We start from the raw sequence: 26,363 nt of genomic DNA on the forward strand, positions 1-26,363 counted from the left end.
CAGAGGAGCCGAAAGAATGGACATTCCTAAGTATTGGGCAGAGTCAGAGATTGATACGTTGGATTCAACCGGTAAACGAGTCGTGACCTCTGTATGGCGTTGGTCTGACGTAAGTGAGGCAGAGGCTCAATCTCACGCAAACAAAGCAGCCGCTGCGCTTACATCTCGAATTGAGCAAGGCGAACCACTTCAGAACAAATATGCTTACGGGCATTATCCTGTTCGGGAAGAGATCATCTCTTCTCACGACGATTTAGGTTATGTGATTACCCGTAATTTGTATGGTTCCTTCATCTTAAATTCAGAGGATGTCATGTTTGTTGATATCGATTTTGCGCAATCATCCAATGCGAGCTTACTGAAAGGCATAAAAGGGTTGTTTTCTCGGAAAAAGAAAGCCGCAAGCGAAGGTTCGAATGAGACAGAAGCGATTAATCAGCTCAAGCGTTGGGTAGATGGCGATGCTAAACGCGGGGCGACGGTATATCGAACGTACGGTGGGCTTCGATACATGATGACCCATCAAACGTATGATCCGAGTGGGCAAGAGACGGAGCAAATCCTAGAAGAACTTCGCTGTGATCCGAGCTATCGCGTCTTATGTAAGGTCCAGAATAGCTTTCGTGCAAGGCTGACACCAAAGCCTTGGCGCTTCGGGATGGATCGAATCCCCGTCCGTTACCCGTATCGAAATGAGGAAGAGCGAGAATCGTTAGCGAAGTGGGATCGGAACTATAAAGAAAAGCTAGAACAATGGCGCACATGCGAATACGTCATGACTGTCGGGAACAAAGAGGTGCCCCCGGAAATAGCCCCTGTCCAAACGATGCATGATCAAGCAACAAAAGCATATGAGCCTTTTCCATTGGCTTAACAGAACGAAAAGAACAACACTCGGTCGAGTGTTGTTCTTTTTCAATCACAGTATTTGCGATAAAAACAACTTCGTTCGTTCGTGTTTCGGGTTATTGAACATTTCGCCTGGCGTCCCTGTTTCAATGATTTTCCCTTGATCAAACAAAATAATCCGGTCGGCAACTTCTTGAGCGAAGTTCATTTCATGCGTTACGACGATCATCGTCATTCCTGTTTTCGCTAGCTCCTTCATGACGTCGAGCACCTCTTTGATCATTTCCGGATCAAGGGCGGACGTCGGCTCATCAAACAGCATGATTTTCGGCTCCATCGCTAGTGCCCGGGCAATCGCTACCCGCTGCTGCTGGCCGCCTGAGAGCTGCCCCGGGTACTTATCTGCTTGTTCAGGAATGCCAACGCGCTCGAGCAAAGCGAACGCTTTTTTCTCAACCTTGCTTTTCGCCCATTTACGTACCCACATTGGTGAGAGCATAATATTTTTCTTAATTGTCATATGAGGAAACAGATTAAATTGCTGGAAGACCATTCCTGTTTCTCGTCGGATCGTATCAATGTTTTTTATCTCATTTGAAAGGCTTGTTCCATCGATCGTAATCGTCCCTTGCTGAATTTCTTCTAGCCCATTTAATGTCCGAATAAACGTCGACTTCCCTGAACCCGACGGACCGAGCACACAGACGACTTCGCCACGCTTGACGTGTAGCGTGACATCTTTTAGAACATGAAGATCACCAAACCATTTATTGACATTTTCACAATTGATGATGTCGTCGCGCTCGGCCAGAGGAATGTCGTGGTCGAATTTGTCCAGCGCGGTTGATACTTCTTCCGTTTGCCTCATTTGAAAAACTCCTTTCGATTCGCTCACTTTTACCTGTCACCAACACCTAATGACCGCTCAACCCTCCGGCTTGTGTAGGAGAGGATCGAGCAGAAGATAAAGAAGACGAGTGCGACAAAGATAAACAGCTCCATTTGTCGACCAATAAACTCTGGATTCGCTGCGATATTCCGAGCAATTCCGAGTAAATCAACTAAGCCTACAATGGCAACAAGTGACGTATCTTTAAAGATCGCAATAAACTGGCCGACCATTGTTGGAATAACCGCTCGGAGCGCTTGCGGCAAGATGACAAAAACCGTTGTGAGCGCTGTGCTCATTCCAAGCGCATGCGACGCTTCAAACTGCCCTCTTGGTATGGCTTGAAGCCCGCCACGGATATTTTCTGCCAAATAAGCTGCGTTAAATAACGTAAGTCCGATCATCGCTCGAGCGATGTGGTCAATCGTTGTCTGTCCTCCGAGTAGTAGGGGCAACATGATTTGCGCGACAAACAAGATTGTAATAAGCGGCACGCCTCGAATCAATTCAATATAAGTGATACATGTATATTTCACCGCCGGTAACTTGCTTCGTCTACCGAGGGCAAGCAGCAACCCAAGTGGAAACGAGCAGACAATCGCGACGGAGGCGAGCAGCAGCGTTAGCAGGAAACCACCCCAGAGATTGGTGCCAACTGAATTTAATACGCCAAATCCATCGAGCAAGAAAGCCGCAAACGGAATAAACACGAGCCAAGCGACTGCCATTGTTTTTTTGGCCGGCTTCAGCCGACCAAGCAAATGCCCCACGCCAATTAGCGCAATCCCCGAACCTAGCCAGATTCTTGTTTCAAGCGCCACGAACGGGAGGACAAGGCAGACAAGAAAGAGCCCAGCAAGAAAGAGAGCGAGATGGGTTATAACTCCTTTCCACGTACCTGATGATGCACCAAGTAACAAAGCAAATGTTAGCAGTCCCACCCAGATGCGCCATAGCTCAGCAACAGGGTATTGACCGGATAATAGCAGTTTGAAGTTAGGAGGAATCACGGACCAGTCTGCCGTGACAAACACCCAGTGCAGTACATTGTATACAAGCAGCCCAACTAAGATAACTAAGACCACTGTGAACAAAGACTGGCGGCAGTTTGTGAACAGATTATCCTTTAACCATGTCGGGACTGATTTACGTTGGCTCGGGGGCGGAAGAGACGAGCCTGCGTTTCCTGTCTGTGGTTCAATTTGGCTCAACCTTCTCACCTCTCTACCAGTTGCGTATATTTGTTAAACAGGTTCATGAGTAAAGATGTCACTAAACTAAAGAATAAGTAGCAGGCAATCATCACGATAATCATCTGAACTGCGCGCCCAGACTGACTTAAAATAATGTTACCGACATAGACAATCTCAGGGTAACCGATTGCGACTGCGAGACTGGAGTTCTTCGTTAAGTTCAAATATTGATTGGTCATTGGCGGAATTATGATCCGGTACGCCTGCGGGAAAATAACGAGTCGCAAAGCGGTCGATTCTTTTAACCCGAGCGAATGCGCAGCTTCTCGCTGTCCCTTATTCACTCCCATAATCCCCGATCGGACGATTTCTGCAATGAATGCCGACGTATACATGACGAGCGCGATTAACAGCGCACCTAAACTCGGAGAGAGGACAAAACCGCCTATGTAGCTTCTACCATTCGCATTTAATTCAGGAATACTAAGCTCGAAAGGCCCTTGGAACGTTACAAGGAACGCGATAAGCATGGCAGCAACAATTGTTCCAGCTAGCCAAATAAACGGATGCTTCTCCGTGCCCGTCTCAATTTGCTGCTTTGTTTTCAGACGGTACAACCAAATCGCCGCGACAATCCCAACAACAAGCGCTATTGCCCAAATGAGCGTTGCCCCTGTAGCATCACCCCACGGCATTGCAATCCCTCTGTTGCTAAAGAAAAGAAATTCGCCTAGATTCACTTCCGCTTCAATTAACGGCAGCGTTAAAAACACGGCTGAGTACCAGATAATAATTTGCACAAGCAATGGTGTATTCCGAAAAATTTCAACATACGTTTTTGAAACGGTTCGCGCTAGCCAGTTTTTCGAAAGCCTCGCAATGCCAATGATTGTCCCAACGATCGTTGCCAATACAATCCCTAAAAAAGCAATGCGCAATGTATTAATAATCCCGACAAGAATTGCTCGTGCGTAGCTGTCGGTTGCACTGTACGAAATTAACTTATCGCCTGAAATATCAAATGATGCCGTTCGCGTAAGAAATTGAAAATCGAGCGACATCCCCAGTCGGTTCATCCCAACAATGACGTTGTTTACGATAAACGCCAGCGCGGAAACTACGATTACAACAAAAATGACCTGTAAGGCAACTGCTTTTAGTCGTTTGTCATTCCAAAGCCGCCTCATCGGCTCCATGCCATCACCTCGTATAGAAGGTCTCCCATCGCGTGGCAGACCTTCTTTAATTAAACAAGCTTCTCTACTGTCAGTTCGTCTTAGCGGAATGGCGGCGAATAATGCAGCCCACCATTTGTCCAAAGCTCATTTAATTCGCGTTCGAGGGCAAACACGGTATCCGGTCCAATATGGCGGTCATAAATCTCGCCATAGTTTCCGACTTGCTCAATGATCTTCACGGCAAAATCATTCTCAAGACCAATTGACTCGCCAAGCGCTCCTTCGAGCCCTAAGAAACGGCGAATTTCTGGGTCTTCCGTATCCATAAATGTATCAATATTCGTTGAATCAATGCCAAACTCTTCTGCTTGAATTGTCGCATATACAGCCCAGTTCATAATGTCGAACCACGCTGCATCGGTTGATTTCACGACAGGGGCAAGCGGTTCTTTTGAAATGACATCAGGAAGAATTAGGTGATCATCGGGATTCGCTAATGTATTTAAACGCGCGGCCAGACCTGAACGATCGGTTGTCCATGCATCAGCACTGCCTGATTCATAGGAATCCAGCACTTGATCCTGTCCGTCAAAGGTTACCGGTTCATAGTCAATGCCCATTAAACGAAACTGATCCGCCAAATTCATTTCCGTTGTCGTCCCTGTGTCGACTGCAATTCGAGCACCTTCTAAGTCTTCCAGCGTTTCAATGCCGCTATCTGCTCGGACCATGATACCTTGACCGTCATAAAAGATCGTCGGTCCGAAATGAAGTCCCATTGCATCTCGTTCTAATGTGTTCGTCGTGTTTCTAACAAGAATATCGACCTCGTCCGTTTGCACAGCTGTTAGCCTGTCTTGCGCAGATAATGGACGAAAGGACACAGCATCAGCATCTCCAAAAACAGCAGCCGCAATGACTCTAGCAAAATCAACATCAAAGCCTTCATAGTCACCACTTGACGTCACGTAACCAAAACCAGGTAGTTCATTGTTTACTCCAGCAATAACCTCACCTCGGTCTAGCACACGATCTAATATTGGTGTGCCACCATCCTCAGCACTGGTTTCCTCTCCCCCACACGCGGCTAAAGTCAGCATCGCTACACCAGCGGTTAAAACCATTGCGTACTTTTTCATTCTACAAACTCCCCCTATTTGGTTGATATCTGTTGAAACCGTTTTTCAAATTGATTGAAATATCGATCTTTTTATATCATAAACATAGTTCTTGTCTTCTCGGCGCTTTGTGTCAGGTTATCTATCAATCTTTTTCACTTTCTTCACTAATCAAGTTAGATTTTCTACACAAAAAAAACCACCTCGCTAATGCAAGGTGGGAAATTTTTAATTTGCTCGCGCTTCTTCTACTTTCGCCACAAACGCAGCAGCCCGTTCTTCTAGTGCCTGCCAGTCTTCTTGCTCGATCAACGTGTTTTGCAACAGGGCACCTCCTGCACCAACGGCAACTGCTCCGGCTTTAATAAAGCTTGGAATCGTATCGAGATCAACGCCACCGGTTGGCATCATCTTAATTTGTGCCAGCGGCCCGCTGACGGCTTTAATAAAGCCAGGGCCAACGCAGTCGGCCGGGAAAACCTTAACCATATCCGCGCCCCACTGGGTTGCTTGATAGGCTTCGGTTGGCGTAAAAATGCCTGGTATAACCGGAACACCTGCTTTTTTTGCCACATCAATCACTTCTTTTGAGAGTAGCGGCGAGAAGATAAACTGGGCACCTGCATCAAGTGCAGCCTGTGCTTCTTCTCCATTTAGCACCGTGCCCGCACCAACAAGCGCTTCGTCGCCAAACGTCTGCTTAAGATTGGTAATGACTTCATATGGGCGGTCCGAATCAAGTGTAACTTCAAGACCGCGCACGCCGCCTGCGAGCAAGGCTTTGGCAATTGCTTCGGTTTTTTCATACGGCAGCTTGCGCATTACTGCGCAAACGCCGGAGTCGATTAGTTCAGTTAAAATCGTCATATCGTTCCTCCTGAAATAAGTGAAATTTATACACCAGAATACGCCATGAAGCCACCGTCCACAGGTACCGTAATGCCGGTGACAAAGCGAGATGTCTCGTCATCAGCTAGCCAGAGCAGGGTTCCAAGTAAATCATCCGGCTCACCAAAGCGGCGCTTCGGCGTATGCGCAATGATTTTGTTGGCGCGGTCGGTGAGGGAGCCATCAGTATTCGTTAGCAGATCACGGTTTTGTTCGGTCAGAAAGAAGCCTGGTGCAATTGCATTAACGCGGATACCCGCTTCAGCAAAGTGAACAGCAAGCCATTGCGTCATGTTGTCAATGCCCGCTTTTGCGGCGCTGTAGCCGGGCACCTTTGTCATTGGTGATGGTGCCGACATCGATGATAGATTAATAACCGTACCGCCCCGTTCCGTCATCGTCCGCGCAAACACCTGCGTTGGGATGAGCGTGCCGATTAGGTTTAATCGGAAAACGTGGTCGAAGCCGGAGACATTGAGGTCAAAGAAGGATTTTACCGTCTCATTTTCAAGATCGCCTGCCTCGTAAAGCTCTTTTCCCGTAATCGCGTCAGGGTGATTGCCCCCTGCCCCGTTCACAAGCAAATCACATTCACCAAATGTATCTCGGACAACTTGGTAGGCAGTCGCAACACTTTCCTCATTAAGGACATCACAAGCAACCGCAATCGCTTCGCCCCCAGCTGCTTTAATATCTTTAGCGACTTTTTCACCATTTTCCTGCGTGCGGTTTAAAATCGCCACCTTCATTCCTTGGCGAGCTAGCTCCTTCGCCATTGCTTTGCACAGAACACCGCTACCACCTGTAATGACGGCGGTTTTCCCTGCTAAACTCTCGTGAATCGGCAGCATTTACGCTTCCTCCTTTTGCTTAACAAGTTCATAGGCATCCCATAAGCCCCAGAGATGCATGATGCCAAGAGCGCGGTCGTACAAGCCGTAGCCTGGGCGGCACTCTTCATTCCAAATGTGGCGGCCGTGATCCGGGCGGGCATAACCGGTAAAACCGTTCTCATGATAGGCTTTGACCACATCATCAATCCGGACAGAGCCGTCCTGCGTGCGGTGAGAACTCTCGATAAAATCACCGTTGTCGTAAATCTTTACATTGCGAATATGCGCGAACGCAATCCGGTCATGGAAACGGCGAATGATTGCTGGTACATCGTTGTTTGGATTCGCACCAAGGGAGCCGCTGCAAAGCGTCAAGCAGTGTGCCGGGCTATCGGAAAGCGACAAGTAGCGCTCAATGGCTTTTTCACTCGTAATCATGCGCGGTAGGTTAAACACCGGCCATGGTGGATCATCCGGGTGAATCGCCATCTTAATGCCTTCCGCTTCCGCTACCGGCAGCACTTCATTTAAGAAATAGCCGAGGTTCTCCCAAACATCTTCTTCCGTCACTGTTTCATACGCTTTTAGCGATGCTTCAATCGTCTTTAAGCGCTCCGGCTCCCAGCCTGGCATTGTGTAACCCGACGTCGTTGTTTGCTCGATTAGTTCATACGGATCCATCTGTTCGACTTTAGCCTTCTCATAGAAAAGCGCGGTTGAGCCGTCTTCCATTTCTTTGTACAAATCGGTCCGCGTCCAGTCGAATACCGGCATGAAGTTGAAACAAACAACTTTGGCACCGACCTTGGCTACTTGGCGCAAGCTTTCTTTGTAGTTTTCGATATACTGGTCGCGCGTTGGTAAACCGAGCTTAATGTCTTCGTGGACATTAATGCTTTCTACAACATCAAGATGGAACCCCTGCTTGTCGGCTTGTGCCTTCACTTCCATTACTTCTTCTTCCGTCCACACTTCTCCTGCAAGACGGTGATGCAACCCCCAAACCAGTCCTTCGACACCGGGTATCTGTTTAATTTGTTCTAAGGATACGGAGTCATTATCTTCTCCGTACCATCTAAAAGTCATACGCATGATTTTCTCCACTCCTCTTATCGTTTAAAATGTAAGCACAATTTTGCGGACACTCTCTGGCTCTGTTTCAAGCAGGGTGAGTGCATCGGTGATTTCAGTAAAGGCATAGCGGTGCGAAACAATTGCGGCAGGCTCAATCTCACCTGCTTCTACTTTTGCAATGACCTTTTTAAATTGATCTGTCTGCAATCTTGAACCGACAACACGTAGTTCTTTCTTCGTTAACAACAAGGACGGGATCGCTGACGGTGTTTCATTGAAGCCTAGCGTCACCACCGTTCCAGCAACCGAAGCCAGTCTAACTGCCTGTTCAAATGTGCCGTGGGTTCCGACTGCATCAATGACAACATTGGCGAGCTCACCGTCGGTTAAACGCTCAATCTCTGCGTCGACATCGACTTTTGCCGGGTTGAGCACGTGGTCTGCACCAATCGATACGGCATAATTTAGCCTTGTTTGATTAAAGTCTGAGATAATCACGCGCGCACCTTTTTTCTTGGCGAGCAGGAGACAGGCAATGCCTGTTGGTCCTGCCCCCATAATAAAGACGGTTTCGCCTGACTGCACGTCACCACGGCTTGTCGCTTGGGCGCCGATCGTCAGCGGCTCAATTAAGGCAGCGGTCTCACTTGATACACGCTCACTAACGCGGTGCCAGTTTTTGCTTGGTGCCTTCATCCATTCACTCATTCCCCCGTCACGGTGGACACCAAACACTTCTAGCTCCGTACAGACATTGGGCTGCCCCTTCCGACAAGCGTAACAATGACCACAGTAAGTGATTGGCTCGAGCGAGACACGGTCACCAACTTGCACAGTCACAACGTCACTTCCAACCGCTTCAACCACTCCAGCTACTTCATGACCAATGATGCGCGGGTAGACGGTGAACGGGTTGCTTCCGTGATAAATATGAACGTCCGAGCCACAGATTCCAACGCGCTCAACTTTTACTATAACATCATCAGCTGATTCGATAACTGGTTTATCGACTTCAACAATATCTAACTTTCCTGGTTCAATCACTTGAATGGCACGCATGAGCTCCACTCTCCTATTCTCTCTTTATTCAAATAATCCTGGTAAAAACAGCGACAAGGACGGGACAAAGGCGACGATCAGGAGCACAAGCAGCGCTACCCCAAAGTATGGCATTAATTCTTTGACCGTTTTTGTAATTGGTACTTTTGCAAAGGACGAGGCCACAAATAGGCAGACACCAACAGGCGGTGTTGATAAGCCAATCATAAGCGCAAGGACCATTACAACTCCGAAGTGAATTGGGTCCATTCCGATGCTCGTTGCAACTGGAAGCAATACCGGGAACAAAATAACAAGCGCCGCAATCGTTTCCATAAACATCCCGAGCACAAGCAACAACAGCACAATTAGTAGAATGACGAACACAGGGTTTTCTGTGATTGATAGAATGCCGTCTGCGATTAATAATGGTACGCCTTCACTGACTAAAATCCATCCAAACGTATTGGCAAAGCCAACAAGCAACAGAATGGAAGCGGTTGAACTAAGTGTATTGACGAGAATTGAAGGAACCAGTTTTACATCAAGTTCACGGTAAACAAACTTTCCGACGATTAACGCATACACAACACAGACAACGGCTGCTTCCGTCGGTGTAAAGTAACCACCAAGAATTCCCCACAGAATAATGACAACCATTAATAGCGCCCAAAATGCGCCGAGAAAGCTTTTTCCAACAACGGAGATCGGCTGCTTTTCCCCTTTTGGATACTGACGCTTTACAGAAATGATGTAAGTGACAATAAGAAACCCAACTGCAAGTAAAATACCTGGAATCGCACCAGCAAGAAACAGATCTCCAATTGAAATACTCGCGAGTGTCCCAATAATTATCATTGGTAAAGATGGCGGTAACATCGGTCCGACTGTTGATGAAATTGATGTAACGGCTGCCGAGAACCCTGCGCCATACCCTTGCTTCTTCATCGCCGGAATCATTACCGAGCCAATGCTTGCTGTATCCGATAACGCCGTACCTGATATACCAGCAAATCCGAGAGACGAAGCGACGTTTGTTAACGCAAGTCCACCACGAATATGACCAACGATGGCATTCGCAAAATCAATAATGCGGTTTGTAATCCCACCGGCATTCATTAAGTTTCCTGCTAAAATAAACGCTGGAATAGCGAGCATCACAAATGAGTTGATTCCGGCAAACATCGTCTGCGGAATCGTCGCTAGCGGCACCCCAGCAACAAGTAAGTAGATAAGGGAAGACAACCCTAAGCTAAAGGCAATTGGAATACCAAAGCCGATAAACAATAGAAATAAAACAACAACGAGCAAGGCCATTAGCTCTCCTCCTTCTCTTGGTCAGTGACCTGTTGGTAGCGATCAATGATGTAAACAACCGAATAGACCATAAGTAGAAGTCCGAGTAACGGTGCTGCCGCATAAGCATAGACCATTGAAAACCCGAGCGTAGGCGCATAGAAATCTAGACCAAGTCCAGCAAACTGAAGACCGTAGCCAAACAACAGCGCTGCAAAAACAAAGATAAGCACGGCAATCACAGATTCATAGATTTTTCGCGTTTTTTCCGGCAATGCCAAAATCAACATATCAACGCGGATGAACTCTTGTTTTCTAAGGGCAAGTGGTGCGGCGGTGACGATTGAATAAACAAATAAGTACCGAGACAGCTCCTCTGTCCAAATAAAGTCATAGGGAAAATAGCGGCTCAAGATTTGAATAATGACGACAAGAAGGAGCCCAACAAACAACAACATCGTCACATAGCCTAAAATGGTATCAACTTTTTTCATCGCGTTCATTCGCTGGTCCCTCCTTCCCCTTCAGCTAAAATATCAAGATACAATTGATACTGTTCTTCACCGAAATAATCTTCCAGTGCGGGCATCATTGCTTCGCGGAAGGCATCGTGGTCAACGTTTTCATTGATCTCCATCCCGCTCTCGATTAAGCGATTAAGCACCGCCTCGGTTTCAGCATCGAGCAAATCTTGTGCATACGCCTCCGCTTCCTCAGCCGCTTCGCGTACTGCTGCTTGCTGATCTGCTGGCAACGCTTCCATTTGTTCGGTACCAACCACCACATAAATCCATGAGCGTACATGTTCCGTCGTATTTAAGTGGGACTGTACCTCATAGAAACCGTTGCTCGCAATTAAATCATTTGGATTTTCCTGTCCATCAATAACGCCTTGCTGGAGGCCGGTAAACACTTCATTTAAGCTAATAACTTGCGGCTGTGCTCCTGCCTCCGACCACGCATCTAAGAATAGTGGCACGTTTGGCACCCGCATGTTAAAACCCCTTAAATCTTCTGGAGTCGATATCGGGTAATTTGATGTTAAGTTTCGTGGCGCACGCTCCATATAAAACAGCGGCGTTAAGCCAATATCTCGCTCGATATCGCTTTCAATAATTGAACCAAGCTCGCCTTCAATGACCCGGCGCATATGGTGTTCATCTTCAAACGCATACGGGACGGCAAGCATAACCGCATTTGGCGTCCACACTTCCAGCGTCTCCCCTGTAATCGTCAAATCAGTCGCCCCTAGCCGAATCGAATTAATGTTATCGACTTCGCTCCCAAGCTGACTGTTTGGATAAACGTCAATCATGACTTTTCCGTCTGTCTTTTCCTCGACAAGACGTGAAAACTCAACGGCCGTCCGGTGCCAGAGGTGACTGGAATCGGAGATGTGTGTCATTTTCCAGTGCGTCACATCATCGCTTCCAGTAGAAGTACTCTGGGAGCATCCACTTAAAAGCAAAGCGCTAACTACGCAGGCGGTTGCCACATATTTCAACATGGTTGTCTCTCCTTTATCTGTCTAGTTATCTTGTTCATAAAAATAAGTAGGATATTCAGCGCGTAAGGCGCTCTGGTCAAACTTAAGCAGCGTCAAATGGGCATGCATGATCGATTCTGCACCTTTTCTATCATTTGTTTTAATCGCGTTCACCATCGCCTCATGTTGTTCAATCAGCAAATCCCAGTTCAACTTTAAATCCATACTTAGCTTTCGAAGCCGGTTGGAATGAGTATCCATTCGCTGAATGACCTGCCATACACGAAGCTTGTTTGTTCCCTCTGCTAGCAAACGATGAAACTCTCGATCAAGCTTGAACAGCGTCGTTTCGTCTTCTGCTTGCTTCGCTTTTTTCTGCGCTTCGACATTTTCCTGCATCTGTTGCACAATTTGCTCGTGAATTAACTCACAGGCTAGCTTAATCATTCCTGTCTCTGCTTGTTCTCTTAGAAAGCGCGCTTCTTCCACATGATCAAGATCGATTAGCGTGACAAACGATCCCCGCTGCGGCAGTACCGTTAATAGTTCATCTTCTGAAAGCTTCAAGAACGCTTCTCTAACCGGCGTTCGGCTCACTTCCAACTCTTCCGCAATTTCCTTTTCCGAGATCGCCGAACCTGGTGGGAGCTCTAGCGTCATGATTAATTCACGGATTGTTTCATACACAAATTCCCTAGTGGAAACTTTAAATCTCGCTCGATTTAACATCTTCTCACCTCTTAAAATAAACTCTACCACACTACCATACAAGTATGCTACGATTATTTTAAAGCGTTTACAACAAGGAGGAGATCTCATGCCCCATCTCTCTACAGAAGAACTAATAGCACTCACCTTACAGCAATTTACTCAGGCAGGAGTTGATCAAGCAACCGCAGAGGCCGTAACCGACGTGCTAATCCACGCAAACCTTCGTGGCGTTGATTCACACGGCGTGCTCCGCGTCGAGCATTATCTCACACGTATTAAAGCAGGCGGCATTAATCTAACGCCGAACCCTAAGCTAACAAAAACCTCTTGCTCTACCCTGCTCTACGATGGCGACAACGGCTTCGGCCAAGCGATCTCCAAGCAGGCGATGGCAGCAGCGATTACTCAAGCCTCCGAATCCGGCATGAGCGCTGTTGCCGTCAAAAACAGTAGTCACTGTGGCGCTTTATCTTATTTTGTTCAACAAGCAGCAGAGGCGAAAATGATTGGGATTGCGATGTCACACACCGATAAAATTGTCGTGCCCTTTGGTGGAGCAGAGCCGTTTTTTGGGACGAATCCAATCGCCTTCGGTTTTCCGACAGACAAGGAAGATCCTGTTATTCTCGACCTTGCCACAAGCACCGTTGCCCTCGGCAAAATTTTGAATGCAAAAGAAAACGAGCAGCCCATTCCCCACGGTTGGGGGGTTGATTCCTCTGGTCAATCTACAACAAATCCAGAAAATGTTGCCGCTCTCACGCCGTTCGGCGGACCAAAAGGCTACGGTCTAGCCATGGTCGTCGAAATTTTCTCTGCCCTGCTCACCGGCGCCGCGTTTGGGCCACACGTCTCTAAAATGTACGGCGACTACGAACAGAACCGCGAGCTCGGACACTTCTATATGGCGATTGACCCTGCTGTGTTTACAGGACTCAACAGCTTTGCCACTCGGCTCGATCAGATGATCGCAGAAATAAGACAAACACCAGCTGCCGAAGGAGTTGATCAAGTTCTCGTTCCCGGGGAAATTGAAAACCAAATTGCTCGCAAGCGTAAGGAAGAAGGCATTCCTATACCGGAGAGTGTGTATCGGTTTTTGGTGGGGGAGTCTTAATAAGACTCTCCCTTTTTTATGAAACATTTTTTGCAGGTTTTCGTAGGTATGGAATAAAAAAGGAGGTCTCTTGTGAAAAGAAAACACTTAGAGACGCATTTTACTAAGCTATTGAATCAACGCGCAGTCATGCTTGAGGTAATGATTCCATATGCAGGAGAAGAATGGACGCGGCCAAATGAAGAGAAATGGTCGTTTGGAGAGACGTACCTCCATCTATACCTACTACTCAAATGGTTTAGGCGGCTAAATCAAGTATATCTTCCCATTGCTTCAAAGCTTGCCTATCCTTTTAGAAATAAACCTTCCGATTGGCAAAGTGAGAATGTTTACGAACTCTATCAACAAAAAAATCAAAAGACGATGAAAGCACCGTTTTTCTTAATGCCTCCAAACACCACAAAGTTACAACCACAGTTTCATGATATACTAACGATTTTAGACGAAGAAACGGACAAGCTCGCTATGCTCGTTTGTCATCTTGATGAAGATATCGCTGGGCATATTCGCTATCCAGATCCCCTTGCCGGTAATCCCAACCTTCTTCAAGCCATTGATTTACTTGCGATTCACGAACAGCATCATTTCCGTTTATGCAAACAGTATTACAAGCTCGAATAAGCCTGTATGTTGAGCAAGGTGTTAAGGTGAAATAGATTATAAGAAAAAAAGACACCCTTTCTCAGGTGTCTTAGTCCGTCTCGTCAGCAGGATTTTTCCCATTAAATGTTGTAAAGAAGACGATTAATCCAACAACAAACGCTGCGAGCGCGACCCACGCAAGCGTATTCGATACGGGAATAACGTCAAGAAAACCTAATACGGTGATGATGGGCATCGGACCAAGCTGGTAAGCACGGTCTTGTAGCGAGAGTGACGCATCCCTTTCCGAAATGAAGCCATGGCCTTCCTCCTCATATATGCGTTTCTCTTCTCCTACCCTCGATTATGGGAAGTGAAACAGTTATTGAGGAGTGGGCTGTCAGTTTTACGTTATCCGGTGAATTGACCAGATTGTTCCTCCAGGTACAGCAGTACTGATATTTAAACCAATATTTAAACCACTTGAATTGTAAAACACACCTAATGTATCTCCTGCTGTAAGAGAAACATCTGAACTAATTGTCACTTCTCCACTTCCTAAGATAACTCGTAAAGTCAAAAGCAATAAAATATTTACATCGAGAATCGAAATTAATCCAGATGCAATTATTGTAGGATTTGGAGAAATTCTCTGTATATTGAAAGATGGGTTGACTCCAGCTCCTATCTGAGCAGATATTGTTGCAAGCGTACGATAATTTATGATCGATTTAATAGAGTATCTACCAGTCGCAGGAACGGTATACGTTCCTGCGACTGGGTCAAATCCAACACCAGAATAAAAAGGGTCAGTCGTAGACCAACTTGATAGTATCCCCGATGTAGTAATAGTGGAAGAGGTGTTTACAGCAGAGAAACCAAAAAGAGAGACTAAAGGTCCTGTGCTTCCAGTTGGGCCTGTTGGTCCGGTGATTCCAGTGGCTCCTCTTACTCCGGTGACTCCGGTGGCTCCCGTAGCTCCTGTTGACCCGGTTGCTCCGGTTACTCCCGTTACTCCCGTTGGGCCTGTTGCTCCTATCACTCCTGTCGCTCCTGTCGCTCCGGTGACTCCAGTTACTCCCGTTGGGCCTGTTGGGCCTGTTACCCCGGTCACTCCGGTTGTTCCCGTTGCTCCGGTCACTCCGGTTGTTCCCGTTGCTCCGGTTGGGCCTGTTGACCCGGTGACTCCTGTTGCTCCTGTGGCCCCGGTTACCCCTGTTGACCCGGTTACTCCGGTGGCTCCTGTTGCTCCTGTTGCTCCTGTTGCTCCCGTTACTCCCGTTACTCCCGTTGCTCCTGTTATTCCTGTTAGGCCTGTTACTCCCGTTGCACCAGTGACTCCCGTTGCACCAGTGGCCCCGGTTACCCCTGTTGACCCGGTTGCTCCGGTTGAGCCTGTTACTCCCGTTACTCCGGTTATTCCTGTCGCTCCCGTTGCTCCGGTTACTCCCGTTGACCCGGTTGGGCCTGTTACCCCCGTTACTCCCGTGGCTCCGCTTGCTCCCGTTGGGCCTGTTGCTCCCGTTGCACCAGTGACTCCTGTTGGACCAGTGGCTCCGGTTACTCCTGTGGTTCCAGTGGCTCCGGTTACCCCTGTTGACCCGGTTGCTCCCGTTGAGCCTGTTACTCCGGTCACTCCGGTTGAGCCTGTTACTCCCGTTACTCCCGTTGCTCCTGTTGGTCCGGTTACTCCTGTTACTCCGGTTGTTCCTGTCGCTCCGGTGGCTCCTGTTATTCCTGTTATTCCAGTTGACCCGGTTACTCCCGTTGCTCCGGTTATTCCTGTTAACCCGGTTACTCCTGTTATTCCGGTGGCTCCTGTTGGACCGGTTACTCCTGTTGACCCGGTTGGGCCTGTTGCTCCTGTTGCTCCGGTTACTCCCGTTGGGCCTGTTGCTCCTGTGGCCCCGGTTACCCCTGTTGACCCGGTGACTCCGGTGACTCCGGTTGCTCCTGTGGCTCCTGTGGCTCCCGTTACTCCCGTTGACCCGGTTTCTCCCGTTGCTCCGGTGGCTCCTGTTGCTCCGGTTGCTCCGGTTATTCCCGTTACTCCGGTGGCTCCCGTTGCTCCCGTTACTCCTGTTGACCCGGTTTCTCCGGTTGAGCCTGTTACTCCCGTTGCTCCTGTTACTCCGGTTATTCCTGTCGCTCCCGTTTCTCCGGTTACTCCGGTTACTCCCGTTGACCCGGTTTCTCCGGTGGCTCCTGTTGCTCCGGTTACCCCGTTTTCTCCGGTTACTCCTGTCGCTCCTGTTATTCCCGTTGCTCCTGTTAGGCCTGTTAGGCCTGTTACTCCGGTTGGGCCTGTTGCTCCCGTTGCTCCGGTTGAACCTGTTACTCCTGTCGCTCCTGTGATTCCTGTTGACCCGGTTGCTCCCGTTACTCCCGTTACTCCTGTTGGGCCTGTTACCCCGGTTACTCCGGTGGTTCCTGTCGCTCCCGTTGCTCCGGTTGGGCCTGTTACCCCCGTGGCTCCGGTGGCTCCGCTTGCTCCCGTTGGGCCTGTTGCTCCCGTTGCACCAGTTACTCCCGTTGCACCAGTGACTCCTGTTGGACCAGTGGCGCCGGTTACTCCTGTGGTTCCTGTGGCTCCAGTGGCCCCGGTTACCCCGGTCACTCCGGTTGACCCGGTTACTCCCGTTGCTCCTGTTGACCCGGTTACTCCCGTTGCTCCTGTTGGTCCGGTTACTCCGGTTACTCCGGTGGCTCCTGTTGCTCCGGTGGCTCCTGTTGGTCCGGTTACTCCGGTTACTCCGGTTGTTCCTGTCGCTCCGGTGGCTCCTGTTATTCCTGTTATTCCTGTTGACCCGGTTACTCCCGTTGCTCCAGTTGCTCCGGTTATTCCTGTCGCTCCCGTTTCTCCGGTTACTCCGGTTATTCCTGTCGCTCCCGTTGCTCCGGTTTCTCCGGTTACTCCCGTTGCTCCGGTTGAACCTGTTACTCCTGTCGCTCCTGTGATTCCTGTTGACCCGGTTGCTCCCGTTACTCCCGTTACTCCTGTTGGGCCTGTTACCCCGGTTACTCCGGTGGTTCCTGTCGCTCCCGTGGCTCCGGTTGGGCCTGTTACCCCCGCGGCTCCGGTGGCTCCGCTTGCTCCGCTTGCTCCCGTTGGGCCTGTTGGTCCGGTTTCTCCGGTGGCTCCGGTGGCTCCGGTTTCTCCTGTTACTCCGGTTGTTCCTGTCGCTCCGGTGGCTCCTGTTATTCCTGTTATTCCAGTTGACCCGGTTACTCCCGTTTCTCCGGTGGCTCCTGTTGCTCCGGTTATTCCTGTTGACCCGGTTACTCCCGTTTCTCCGGTGGCTCCGGTTTCTCCGGTTATTCCCGTTACTCCGGTGGCTCCCGTTGCTCCGGTGGCTCCGGTTTCTCCGGTGGCTCCCGTTGCTCCGGTTGCTCCTGTTGCTCCTGTTACTCCTGTTGCTCCTGTTGCTCCTGTTACTCCTGTTACTCCTGTTACGCCGGTTGTTCCGGTTGTTCCGGTTGTTCCTGTCCCTCCGGTGGCTCCTGTTATTCCTGTTATTCCTGTTGGTCCGGTTACTCCCGTTGGGCCGGTTGCTCCTGTTGCTCCTGTTGCTCCCGTTACTCCTGTTACTCCCGTTGCTCCCGTTACTCCGGTTGGGCCTGTTGCTCCTGTTGCTCCGGTTACTCCCGTTGGGCCTGTTGCTCCGGTTATTCCTGTTGCTCCCGTTGCTCCTGTTGCTCCGGTTACTCCTGTCGCTCCTGTTATTCCCGTTGCTCCGGTTGCTCCGGTTACTCCAGTGACCCCTGTGGCTCCGGTGGCTCCGGTGGCTCCCGTTACTCCCGTTGCTCCGGTTGCTCCGGTTATTCCTGTCGCTCCTGTTATTCCCGTTGCTCCTGTTATTCCTGTTAGGCCTGTTACTCCGGTTGGGCCTGTTGCTCCCGTTGCACCAGTGACTCCTGTTGGACCAGTGGCTCCCGTTACTCCTGTTGACCCGGTTTCTCCGGTTGAGCCTGTTACTCCCGTTGCTCCGGTTACTCCGGTTACTCCCGTTGACCCGGTTACTCCGGTGGCTCCTGTTGCTCCGGTTACTCCTGTCGCTCCTGTGATTCCCGTTGCTCCCGTTACTCCTGTGGCTCCCGTTGCTCCGGTTACTCCTGTTGACCCGGTTACTCCCGTTGGGCCTGTTGCTCCCGTTGCACCAGTGACTCCGGTTGGACCAGTGGCTCCGGTTACTCCTGTGGTTCCTGTGGCTCCAGTGGCCCCGGTCACTCCGGTTGAACCTGTTACTCCCGTTGCTCCGGTGGCTCCTGTTGCTCCGGTTATTCCTGTCGCTCCGGTGGCTCCTGTTATTCCTGTTGACCCGGTTACTCCTGTTACTCCGGTGGCTCCCGTTGCTCCGGTTATTCCTGTTAACCCGGTTACTCCTGTTATTCCGGTGGCTCCTGTTGGACCGGTTACTCCTGTTGACCCGGTTACTCCGGTTACTCCGGTTACTCCTGTTGGGCCTGTTACCCCGGTCACTCCGGTTGCTCCCGTTACTCCCGTTTCTCCGGTTGGGCCTGTTACCCCCGTTACTCCCGTTGCTCCGGTTGCTCCGATTGCTCCGGTTGGGCCTGTTGACCCGGTGACTCCTGTTGACCCTGTTGCTCCCGTTACTCCGGTCATTCCGGTTGAGCCTGTTACTCCCGTTGCTCCGGTTACTCCCGTTACTCCTGTTGCTCCAGTTGAACCTGTTGAACCTGTTACTCCGGTTGTTCCTGTTACTCCTGTCGCTCCTGTGATTCCAGTTGACCCGGTTGCTCCCGTTACTCCCGTTACTCCTGTTGCTCCCGTTGCTCCGGTGATTCCAGTTGACCCGGTTACTCCCGTTACTCCCGTTGCTCCGGTTACTCCCGTTGCTCCCGTTGCTCCGGTGGCTCCCGTTACTCCCGTTACTCCGGTGGCTCCTGTTACTCCGGTTACTCCGGTTGTTCCTGTTACTCCTGTCGCTCCTGTGATTCCAGTTGACCCGGTTGCTCCGGTTACTCCGGTTACTCCGGTTACTCCGGTTGTTCCTGTTACTCCTGTCGCTCCTGTGATTCCAGTTGACCCGGTTGCTCCGGTTACTCCCGTTACTCCCGTGGCTCCGGTTGCTCCTGTTACTCCGGTTGCTCCGGTTACTCCCGTTACTCCCGTGGCTCCTGTTACTCCGGTTGCTCCGGTTACTCCCGTTACTCCCGTGGCTCCGGTGGCTCCTGTTACTCCGGTCGCTCCGGTTTGGCCTGTTACCCCGGTCTCTCCCGTTACTCCTGTTGACCCGGTTACTCCCGTTGCTCCTGTTACTCCTGTTGACCCTGTTACTCCCGTGGCTCCCGTTTGGCCTGTTACTCCGGTCAATCCGGTTGTTCCGGTTACTCCTGTCGCTCCCGTTACTCCCGTGGTTCCGGTTACTCCGGTTGACCCGGTTACTCCCGTTGCTCCGGCTACTCCTGTTGCTCCGGTTGCTCCCGTTGCTCCCGTTGGGCCTGTTACCCCGGTCTCTCCGGTTGTTCCCGTTACTCCGGTGGTTCCTGTTGAACCTGTCGCTCCGGTGGCTCCTGTTGAACCTGTTACTCCGGTCGCTCCGGTTACTCCCGTTACTCCGGTGGCTCCCGTTGCCCCGGTGGCTCCCGTTGCTCCTGTTGGTCCGGTTACTCCTGTCCCTCCCGTTACTCCTGTCGCTCCGGTGGTTCCTGTTTCTCCGGTCACTCCGGTGGTTCCCGTTACTCCTGTTGCCCCGGTGGCTCCCGTTGCTCCGGTGGCTCCCGTTACTCCGGTTGCTCCGGTTGAGCCTGTTACTCCCGTTACTCCTGTTGGTCCGGTTATTCCTGTTGGGCCTGTTACTCCGGTCAATCCGGTTGTTCCCGTTGCTCCTGTCGCTCCGGTTACTCCCGTTACTCCTGTTACTCCTGTTGACCCGGTTACTCCGGTTACTCCTGTTGACCCGGTTACTCCGGTTACTCCGGTTACTCCCGTTGCTCCTGTTGCTCCTGTTGCTCCCGTCGCTCCAGTGATTCCCGTTGCTCCGGTGACTCCGGTCAATCCGGTTGGGCCTGTTACTCCGGTTACTCCGGTGGCTCCTGTTGCTCCGGTTACTCCCGTTACTCCTGTTGCTCCGGTGGCCCCAGTGATTCCGGTTGCTCCTGTTACTCCCGTTACTCCTGTTTGGCCTGTTACCCCGGTCACTCCGGATGTTCCCGTTGCTCCGGTTGCTCCTGTTGGGCCTGTTGACCCTGTTACTCCCGTTACTCCCGTGGCTCCGGTTGCATATGGCGCAGAAAAATTAGCACCGCCATTCTGCATTGTACGATTAAAATGTTGAATATCCGTTTTACACCAAATTTGATTTGTTCGTTTCCTACGCTTCACCACATCCATCCCCCGTGCCATACATAGTACTATCATTCTATGCATGGGTAGAAGTCTGCGTACATATCGTTAACGGGGTTAGTGATTTTCTTATTCTACTCACATAAAAAAACAACCGCATGTAAAACATGCAGTTGTTCCATGTACCTTATTTTCTTTCTAAATAAGAAAGGGAATACTGATCGGCTGCGATCATTGCGTCCACAACAGAATCAACCGTTGGCGGTGTCGGCATATTGTGGCTGCTTTCTCCTTCTTGAAGTGCGGTTTCAGCAACTCTTAGAAGATCTTCACGTTCAAGATCATCAATGTGTAGATCTTTAAACGTTGTCGGCAAGCCTAGGCTTTGCAATAGCGAGATATAGCGATTAATTTCCTGTTGGTCCCGTGCTTCGTAAGCAAGCTGTGTTAAGATACCGAAGGCAACTTTTTCGCCGTGGCTCTTATGGTGAATATCGCCATCAAGGACGGTAAATCCATTATGAACGGCGTGTGCTAGACCGAGGCCGGCGCTCTCGAACCCGAGTCCACTGAGCAATGTATTTGCTTCTACAATTTGCTCAAGCGCATAAGAAACAACTTTGCGTTTATTTGATTCATACGCAAGCAGTGCGTAATCAAACAGCACTTGCTCACATTTTTCCGCAATTGCTAGTCCAGCTATTGTAGCTTGTCCACCGGCCATTGTCGTTCCACGGGCTTCCAGACTTGCACGTGCTTCTACCCATGTTGCAAGGGCATCGGCAATTCCTGCTGCTAGAAACTGCGGTGGTGCTCCAGCAATGATCGCTGTATCGAGCAAGACTAGATCAGGGTTCTTCGAGTAAAAGCGATAGCGCTCAAATACGCCTTCATCAGAATAGATTACGGAGAGTGCGCTTGTTGGCGCATCCGTCGAAGCGGTTGTTGGGATTACCGCACATGCCGCTCCTTCAACAGAATCACGTACACCTTTAGCGGTATCAATTGTTTTTCCACCACCGACACCAACAATAACATCAATTCCTTCCTCATTCGCTTGTTTGGAAATCCGTTCAATTTCTTTAGCAGAAGCTTCGCCTTCAAACGTAATCTCTAAAACAGAAATATCTTTCTTCTTCAAGCTATCAGCAACGCGATTTGCGGCAATTTCCCAGACCGTTTTATCAGCAATGATCATTGCTTTCTTACCGAGGTCAGCGATATATTCGCCTGCTTTTTCAACTGTATCTCTTCCTTGCACATATTTACTAGGGCTAATAAAAATCTTTTCACTCATGTATCGTCACGTCCATTCTCAGGTTATGTAGTATACAATACCCAAAAAACAGTGAAAAAAACCTGACAGAATCAACAAAAAAAGAGCAACCCACTGGTTACCCTTATTTCCCATCTCGCTCTTTCAATTCAGTTAAAATCTCGTGCTGTAAGGTAAGAATTTCATGACGCTCTTTCTCTGCTTTCTCTCTTGAATCGCGCTGTTCTCTTGCGTAATCTACGATCTTACGTCCTGCCCATACAAGCAAAACAACCCACAGAATGACAATGACACTAGCAACAACAAACAAAAGAATTGAATTTATCGCCAAATGAGTGCCCCTTCCTTTAAATGGTTAAACCGCCACTTTCATCTGATAAATGCTTGAATGCTTGGCGGAGCGTGCTGTAAATCTTAATATCTACTTTAATTCCGAGCGAGACCATTGTCTGAGCAATTTCTGGGCGAACACCGCTAATCATTGTCTTAATTCCAATTAATTTAAGCGCGTCGGTTACTTTAAAAATTTGCGCAGCAACCATTGTGTCGATGACGCTGACACCAGATAAATCGAGAATGATATAATTCAGTCCGAAATCAGACCCTTTATCGAGGGCGTTTGTCATTAGATATTGCGCTCGTTTTGTATCAATCTCTCCGATGATTGGAATAATACCAACATCATCAGTGAGCTGTACCAGTGGAACAGATAGCTCATCAATTGCGTATTTTGCCACTTCAATATTATTTGCGTATTCCCGCATATACATCTGACTTACCTTTTGCGTCGCTTGATCAACCACTGCGTTAAATTCTGATAGTATTGCGTAGAGTGTTTTAAAGGAAAATCCTTTTTCTTCTGCTTCATTCTTAATAAGTTCACCCATTCGATCACGGTAATACGTAATTTCTGTCAGCGCTACATCTAACGGCATTTCCAATGACACCAGAAGCCCGGCGACTGCTTCACCCCAACGTTCAATCGCTTCCTTCGATTTCTCTGGTCCTGTCAAAATCGAATTGGCATAAACTTCAATTAACTCGTGGCGCCATGGCTTTAGTCTCGTCATAAGCGTGTTGTCATCCATGCCTTCATGTGATGGTGGCATGTTTGCCAAGGTCATTTTCTCATTTAAAATGCTTTCTTGAATTGGCTTTAATTGCTCTCTCGTTTCAATCATCCTGGACTCTCCCGCTACATAAATTCATTATTATGATGTAACTATACCATAGAGTAGACGTAAGCATAGCGCGATAAATTGATTTTCTTGCTTTATAATCGAATGGTGGCACAGTATGTATTCGTTCTTAGTGTTTTTTCCCGCGGTCACGTCCAAGCTCTTCCAGCATTTCCATCGCTTGCTCTAGATCAAACGTGCTCTGAAACCGGTAATCTGATTCATCAATAATGCGGTAATGTTGACTAATGACATTTTGCTGGAGCCTGAATCTTCCCGAGTTTTTGATCAGTTTCCACCAAACTTTACCACCCATCGTCTTGTACTTTGTCCCTTTACTTGTTTCATCAGCTAACAGTTTAATGATTACAATAGGGTCATCCCCAAAGGTCTGCTCTAGGATTTCGCTGTCTTGAAATATCGCGCATACCGCGACAACAATGGTCCAATCCGCCCGCATCCGCCCTGTCTCGATCTGGTCAACTGTCCGTTTCGAAATACCAAGCGCATTGGCAAGTTGATGTTGCGTCAGCTCATGTTCCAACCGAATGAGCTTTAGTTTTTTAGACACAACAATGATCGCATGGCTACGGTTCATACTTTCCACTCCTTTCTTAGGCTTACTCCTATTCCTCTCTACGTATGCCAGTTGTCTTCGTTTCTTTTTTATACGAAAAGAGCAAAACTCCTGCAAGAATGAGTAAAATTCCTAAGACTTTCATAGGACTTAATGGTATTTGTTCTAACCCCAGCCAACCCGTGGAATCCCACAAGAGCGCGGTTCCTAGTTGGGCAACAAGCACGACCGATATCGTAAATGTTGGACCGAGCCGCTTCATCGCTTGAACAAGCGAGAACACAACCCCGACACCAATGACGCCACCAAACCAGTACCACGTCTCCATTTGAACCAGCTGGACAAGAGTTTGTGGTTCCAGTATAACTACAGGGATAAACGCAAATAAAAAGCCCATCCCCAAAGCGAGCGTCGTTGTCATCCATGATCCCGTTTTCTCATTCACTTTGTTATTAAAAACGGTTTGTAAACTAATCGCAGCACCAGCCATCGCTGCCAGCACCATTCCGACAATCATTTGCTTCCTTCTCCTTCGAGCTCTTCCACCAATTGCTGAAGTCTCTGTTGATTGTATATTTGAATCATTCCCCGCTCCCGGCAAATTAGCTGTTTTTGCTCGAGTTTTTTGATGACCCGATTTAAGTGACGATAGGACGTGCCGAGTACATCCGCAAGCTCCTTCGTTTTCACTTTCTCTTCCGTTGCCGCTAGTAGATAACGGGCAAGCCTTGCTTCCACTGGATGTAGCAGCTGAAAGCTAGATACATCCGTATCGATGTAAAACTTCTTCGTCACCACTTCCAATAAAAAACGCATCCAGACTGCCGATTCGCGTCCATGGGCATCAAGTGCCGCATATGGAAATAAGAGCATCGCTCCGTCAGATACAGCTTCAACCGTATTAATCACCGGCTTTTTTTGGATGTATTCAATGTCACCAATCGCCTCAACTGGATCTTTGTAGCAGAGGATGAGCGTCCTCCCTTGAGGGGAGTTTTTATATATTTTAATGCGCCCTTTTACGAGTAAATAGAGGTGAACGATTATTTCTCCTTGCACGCACACGGAATCTCCTTTTTTCAGCTGTAAGATAGACGCCTGCGCTTGTAACGGTTCTGGAACAACCCCCTCAAGCTGATGATCCAGCAAGAATTGTTCAATCTGTTCCTGTTCTTTCCGCATCATCGATCACCCCTCCTAAAATTGCATGATTAATACACCAATGATCATCATGGCTACTCCGATAAATTGCGGCGCTCCGAATGCAGGTTTCTCGATTTCAAACCAGCCACGGACATCAATTAGAAACGCCATTACAATTTGCGCAACAAGGATAACAGACATCGTCACCGTTACACCAATGAGCTGAATCGATGTTACTTCATTAAAGATAATAAACACGCCAAATGCCCCCGCAAATAAATAGAGGGGCTTCACCCTTCTTAACTGCGCCGGCTTTCCGTCCCGGACGAGTAAAAGAATGATTAGAGCCAAACAAAAACCAGCAAACTGCGTTACGGCAATAGCAGGTAGCGTGCCGACATCTTGGCTAATTCTCGAATTAATTACGCCTTGTAGCGTAATGCATGTTCCTGCGATTAACGCAAACAGAATTCCTTTTATTTCCCTCACCCCTCTCATAGTAAAAGACATTGTGCCCAAAGAAAAAAGGACCTATGTCCTTTTTTGTGAGGTTGTGGCACCATTTAAGCTATTTTCAACTGACTCCAGATCGCTTTAAGCTGTTGGCCATCAACGGTTACATTATTGAGCAGCTCTTCTTTTGTTTGACTTGTATGAACGATTTCACCGTCCCTCTCCAGCGCCCAAGTTCCCTCTTCTTTGTAAACAAGCAGCATGCTTTTCTTTTGGTAAAGGAGAGCACTTGAGACATATTCACTTGAATCATCCAGGCTAAGAACCCAGTCTTCATAACTCCTATTCAAATCTTCGCGAATCGATTCAGCATATTGACGCACATCAAGATTTTCATCTTTTTCAAATCGTTCTAATAGAATCGTCAACGTACTTTCTTCTAAATAAAGCGCTGCTCCATTCCAGACGATTTCCGCTACTTGATTGCGTACAAATGAATGTTGGTGTTGACTTAAACGCAAGAAAACCTGCCCTAGCCATTGGTAGTCTGTGGTCGATTGACTAACGCTTAAAAGCGCGACAGACAATTCTTCTTCATCTGTTCCTTCAGATAGAAGTTGATCAAATTCCTCCTCTGACCATTCATTCCAATCATCATACTCTTCGTCAATCTCACTTTCTTCTATGTAAAGCATACCAAGAAACTGCGCAAAATCATCGGCAAGCTTGTACACCTTCGTCTCTGCGTCCGTTTCTATATAAACAATTGGCGGGTTAGCAGACGTTTTTCGGTAATCAAAAGCGAGCCAAGCGTGACCAGTCCCTGAGAAGAGCACAATCTTTTCCGGCAGTTCCCATTCTTGAATCAAGTATGACGTATCGTAGATTCCCATATCTTCGCCGATGCCGTAGATTTCCGTTACTTCAATGTACGGCTCTTCTATCTTCTCAGATGGAGACGGAACAGCATTCGCCTCAAGTGAGCCACCATTTTGCTGCTTTAATAGTTCAACGTAAGCTTCTGGTAATTGCACGCCAAAGCGTCGCTCCGCCTCCTGAAGCACCTCATCCGTCAAAGTTGAAAAAGCCGTACCGCTATTGTCCTCATTCCAAATGACCATACCATCACCCTTTTTAGTCTTTTTATTAGTATGACTGTAATCCCATTCGTTTCCAA

General features: G+C 48.7%; 25 protein-coding genes. 3 read left to right on the top strand and 22 right to left on the bottom strand.

Annotation, left to right across the window (positions count from 1 at the left end; all coding sequences use genetic code 11):
* Nucleotides 1-16 precede the first annotated feature (16 nt).
* On the top strand, nt 17-874 hold the full coding sequence (locus JOC54_RS13185) for a hypothetical protein (RefSeq protein WP_204466688.1): 858 nt from the start codon (nt 17-19) through the stop codon (nt 872-874).
* A gap of 45 nt (nt 875-919) precedes the next feature.
* On the opposite strand, the gene JOC54_RS13190 is transcribed toward JOC54_RS13185, so the two are convergent.
* The 12 genes from JOC54_RS13190 to JOC54_RS13245 all read right to left on the bottom strand — a co-directional run bounded on the left by JOC54_RS13190 (nt 920) and on the right by JOC54_RS13245 (nt 12,571).
* Nucleotides 920-1,717 (bottom strand): amino acid ABC transporter ATP-binding protein, encoded by a 798-nt coding sequence (locus JOC54_RS13190; protein WP_204466689.1) that lies wholly within the window; start codon nt 1,715-1,717, stop codon nt 920-922.
* Between the two features lie 29 nt (nt 1,718-1,746).
* Complete coding sequence (locus JOC54_RS13195; RefSeq protein WP_239586718.1) at nt 1,747-2,949, bottom strand: amino acid ABC transporter permease; 1,203 nt, start codon at nt 2,947-2,949, stop codon at nt 1,747-1,749.
* 5 nt (nt 2,950-2,954) lie between these two features.
* Complete coding sequence (locus JOC54_RS13200; protein WP_239586719.1) at nt 2,955-4,250, bottom strand: amino acid ABC transporter permease; 1,296 nt, start codon at nt 4,248-4,250, stop codon at nt 2,955-2,957.
* Nucleotides 4,208-5,248 carry an amino acid ABC transporter substrate-binding protein gene (locus JOC54_RS13205; RefSeq protein WP_204466690.1) on the bottom strand — a complete coding sequence of 347 codons (1,041 nt, stop codon included), beginning with the start codon at nt 5,246-5,248 and terminating at the stop codon, nt 4,208-4,210. Before JOC54_RS13205 ends, JOC54_RS13200 begins: the two co-directional genes overlap by 43 nt.
* 207 nt (nt 5,249-5,455) lie before the next feature.
* Entirely contained in the window at nt 5,456-6,094 is a 639-nt protein-coding gene (locus JOC54_RS13210; RefSeq protein WP_204466691.1) for a bifunctional 4-hydroxy-2-oxoglutarate aldolase/2-dehydro-3-deoxy-phosphogluconate aldolase, read from the bottom strand.
* Between the two features lie 26 nt (nt 6,095-6,120).
* Nucleotides 6,121-6,966, bottom strand: a complete 846-nt coding sequence (locus tag JOC54_RS13215) for an SDR family oxidoreductase (protein WP_204466692.1) — start codon at nt 6,964-6,966, stop codon at nt 6,121-6,123.
* On the bottom strand, nt 6,967-8,040 hold the full coding sequence (gene uxuA / locus JOC54_RS13220; RefSeq protein ID WP_204466693.1) for a mannonate dehydratase: 1,074 nt from the start codon (nt 8,038-8,040) through the stop codon (nt 6,967-6,969).
* Nucleotides 8,041-8,064: 24 nt separating this feature from the next.
* Entirely contained in the window at nt 8,065-9,081 is a 1,017-nt protein-coding gene (locus JOC54_RS13225; protein ID WP_204466694.1) for a zinc-binding alcohol dehydrogenase family protein, read from the bottom strand.
* 24 nt (nt 9,082-9,105) lie between these two features.
* Nucleotides 9,106-10,377: a TRAP transporter large permease gene (locus tag JOC54_RS13230; protein ID WP_204466695.1), complete on the bottom strand. Its 1,272-nt coding sequence runs from the start codon at nt 10,375-10,377 to the stop codon at nt 9,106-9,108.
* Nucleotides 10,377-10,859 (bottom strand): TRAP transporter small permease, encoded by a 483-nt coding sequence (locus JOC54_RS13235; protein ID WP_204466696.1) that lies wholly within the window; start codon nt 10,857-10,859, stop codon nt 10,377-10,379. The genes JOC54_RS13230 and JOC54_RS13235 overlap by 1 nt, the downstream gene beginning before the upstream one ends.
* Nucleotides 10,856-11,863, bottom strand: coding sequence for a TRAP transporter substrate-binding protein (locus tag JOC54_RS13240; protein WP_204466697.1), 1,008 nt, complete (start codon nt 11,861-11,863; stop codon nt 10,856-10,858). Before JOC54_RS13240 ends, JOC54_RS13235 begins: the two co-directional genes overlap by 4 nt.
* Before the next feature lie 21 nt (nt 11,864-11,884).
* On the bottom strand, nt 11,885-12,571 hold the full coding sequence (locus tag JOC54_RS13245) for a GntR family transcriptional regulator (RefSeq protein WP_204466698.1): 687 nt from the start codon (nt 12,569-12,571) through the stop codon (nt 11,885-11,887).
* A gap of 88 nt (nt 12,572-12,659) precedes the next feature.
* On the opposite strand from JOC54_RS13245, the gene allD reads away from it, so the two are divergent.
* Together allD and JOC54_RS13255 are read left to right on the top strand one after the other, a co-directional pair.
* Nucleotides 12,660-13,670, top strand: coding sequence for an ureidoglycolate dehydrogenase (allD, locus tag JOC54_RS13250; protein WP_204466699.1), 1,011 nt, complete (start codon nt 12,660-12,662; stop codon nt 13,668-13,670).
* Between the two features lie 72 nt (nt 13,671-13,742).
* Complete coding sequence (locus tag JOC54_RS13255; protein ID WP_204466700.1) at nt 13,743-14,291, top strand: DinB family protein; 549 nt, start codon at nt 13,743-13,745, stop codon at nt 14,289-14,291.
* A gap of 70 nt (nt 14,292-14,361) precedes the next feature.
* On the opposite strand, the gene JOC54_RS13260 is transcribed toward JOC54_RS13255, so the two are convergent.
* From JOC54_RS13260 to JOC54_RS13305, 10 genes are all read right to left on the bottom strand, one after another.
* On the bottom strand, nt 14,362-14,508 hold the full coding sequence (locus JOC54_RS13260) for a hypothetical protein (protein WP_204466701.1): 147 nt from the start codon (nt 14,506-14,508) through the stop codon (nt 14,362-14,364).
* A gap of 150 nt (nt 14,509-14,658) precedes the next feature.
* Entirely contained in the window at nt 14,659-20,598 is a 5,940-nt protein-coding gene (locus JOC54_RS13265; protein WP_204466702.1) for a collagen-like domain-containing protein, read from the bottom strand.
* Nucleotides 20,599-20,746: 148 nt separating this feature from the next.
* On the bottom strand, nt 20,747-21,856 hold the full coding sequence (locus JOC54_RS13270; RefSeq protein WP_204466703.1) for a glycerol dehydrogenase: 1,110 nt from the start codon (nt 21,854-21,856) through the stop codon (nt 20,747-20,749).
* A gap of 103 nt (nt 21,857-21,959) precedes the next feature.
* Nucleotides 21,960-22,166 (bottom strand): hypothetical protein, encoded by a 207-nt coding sequence (locus tag JOC54_RS13275; RefSeq protein WP_204466704.1) that lies wholly within the window; start codon nt 22,164-22,166, stop codon nt 21,960-21,962.
* Nucleotides 22,167-22,182: 16 nt separating this feature from the next.
* Nucleotides 22,183-23,016: an STAS domain-containing protein gene (locus JOC54_RS13280; RefSeq protein ID WP_204466705.1), complete on the bottom strand. Its 834-nt coding sequence runs from the start codon at nt 23,014-23,016 to the stop codon at nt 22,183-22,185.
* Nucleotides 23,017-23,143: 127 nt separating this feature from the next.
* Nucleotides 23,144-23,611: a helix-turn-helix transcriptional regulator gene (locus JOC54_RS13285; protein ID WP_035418682.1), complete on the bottom strand. Its 468-nt coding sequence runs from the start codon at nt 23,609-23,611 to the stop codon at nt 23,144-23,146.
* Nucleotides 23,612-23,639: 28 nt separating this feature from the next.
* A complete protein-coding gene (locus tag JOC54_RS13290) occupies nt 23,640-24,107 on the bottom strand; it encodes a DMT family transporter (RefSeq protein ID WP_035418681.1) in 468 nt (155 codons plus the stop codon).
* Nucleotides 24,104-24,775 (bottom strand): Crp/Fnr family transcriptional regulator, encoded by a 672-nt coding sequence (locus JOC54_RS13295; RefSeq protein WP_204466706.1) that lies wholly within the window; start codon nt 24,773-24,775, stop codon nt 24,104-24,106. The genes JOC54_RS13290 and JOC54_RS13295 overlap by 4 nt, the downstream gene beginning before the upstream one ends.
* Before the next feature lie 12 nt (nt 24,776-24,787).
* Complete coding sequence (locus JOC54_RS13300) at nt 24,788-25,213, bottom strand: DMT family transporter (RefSeq protein ID WP_035418680.1); 426 nt, start codon at nt 25,211-25,213, stop codon at nt 24,788-24,790.
* Between the two features lie 83 nt (nt 25,214-25,296).
* Nucleotides 25,297-26,307, bottom strand: coding sequence for an SMI1/KNR4 family protein (locus JOC54_RS13305; protein ID WP_204466707.1), 1,011 nt, complete (start codon nt 26,305-26,307; stop codon nt 25,297-25,299).
* Nucleotides 26,308-26,363 lie beyond the last annotated feature (56 nt).

This window comes from Shouchella xiaoxiensis, from assembly GCF_016907895.1.
Classification (GTDB): Bacteria; Bacillota; Bacilli; order Bacillales; family Bacillaceae_D; genus Shouchella; species Shouchella xiaoxiensis.